The sequence below is a fragment of the Roseateles asaccharophilus genome, assembly GCF_031458115.1.
GTDB lineage: Bacteria > Pseudomonadota > Gammaproteobacteria > Burkholderiales > Burkholderiaceae_C > Pelomonas > Pelomonas asaccharophilus_A.
This window is the reverse complement of the sequence record NZ_JAVDXV010000020.1, coordinates 1-1,144: the sequence shown is the minus strand read 5'-3', so window position 1 is coordinate 1,144 and position 1,144 is coordinate 1. Positions and strand designations below refer to the sequence as shown.

Annotated in this window: 1 protein-coding gene; it reads right to left on the bottom strand. The window is 64.8% G+C overall.

The window, feature by feature from the left end; translation table 11 throughout:
• Positions 1-1,082 (bottom strand): IS3 family transposase gene (locus J2X21_RS27145; RefSeq protein WP_310333287.1). Its coding sequence is split into 2 segments (ribosomal slippage), with 1,083 coding nucleotides annotated over them: positions 1-842 and positions 842-1,082; the frame shifts between segments, so codons are not numbered across the junction. This gene is flagged as partial in the annotation.
• Positions 1,083-1,144: the final 62 nt, after the last annotated feature.

The window sequence follows — 1,144 nt, the reverse complement described above, 5'->3', positions numbered from 1 at the left end:
GCGCCGCTTGGGGTTGTAGAACATCTCGATGTAGTTGAAGACGTCGGCACGGGCGTCATTGCGCGTGGCGTAGACCTGCCTGCGGATGCGCTCGCGCTTGAGCAACTGGAAGAAGCTCTCGGCCACGGCGTTGTCGTGGCAGTTGCCGCGCCGACTCATGCTGCTGACCAGGTTGTGGTCACGCAGGAAGGTCTGCCACTCATGGCCGGTGAACTGACACCCCTGGTCGGAATGCACCGTGACGGCCTGCTTGGGCTGGCGCCGCCATAACGCCATCAGCAGTGCATCCAGCACCAAGCCGGTATCGATGCGACTGCCCATCGACCAGCCCACCACCTGGCGCGAGAACAGGTCCACCACGACCGCTAGGTACAGCCAGCCCTCATGCGTGCGGATGTAGGTGATGTCGGTCACCCAGGACTGGTTGGGCTCGGCAACGATGAACTGGCGCTGCAGGTGATTGGGCGCCACCACTGCAGGCTTGCCGCCGCGCATGCCGGGACGGCGGCGGTAGCCCGTCTGCGAGCGCAGCCCTTCGAGCTTGAGCAGTCGCGCCACGCGGTGCTTGCCGCAGCGCTCGCCGAGGTCGCGCATGTCCAGCGTCAGCTTGCGATAGCCGTACACGCCGCCGCTCTCCAGCCATGCCTGTTTGAGCAGGCCGCTGAGGCGCTGGTCGTCCTTGGACCGTGGGCTCTGCGGCTCGGCCTTCCACGCGTAGTAGCCGCTGGGGTGGACCTGCATCACCTTGCACATGCGTCGCACGCCGTGCTGGGTCTCGTGCGCCTTGATGAACGCGTACCTCACCCGGACTGCTTGGCAAAGTACGCGGCGGCCTTTTTTAGGATGTCGCGCTCCTCGGTCACGCGTCGCAGCTCGACCTTCAACCGCCGCAGTTCCTCGGCCTGCGAGACCTGCGCCTGCCGTTCGGGCGCCGGCGTCGAGTGCGCCTTGATCCACTTGTACAAGCTGTGCTGGCTGACGCCGATCCGCGCGGACACGTCGGCCACTCGGTGGCCTCGTTCCGTGATCTGCTTGACCGCCTCGATCTTGAATTCTTCTGGGTAGGGTTGCTTGCTCTGCATGGCACCTCCGATTGGGCCTCAGTTTGAGGCTCGAAGATGTCTACTGAACCCGGGTCGATTCA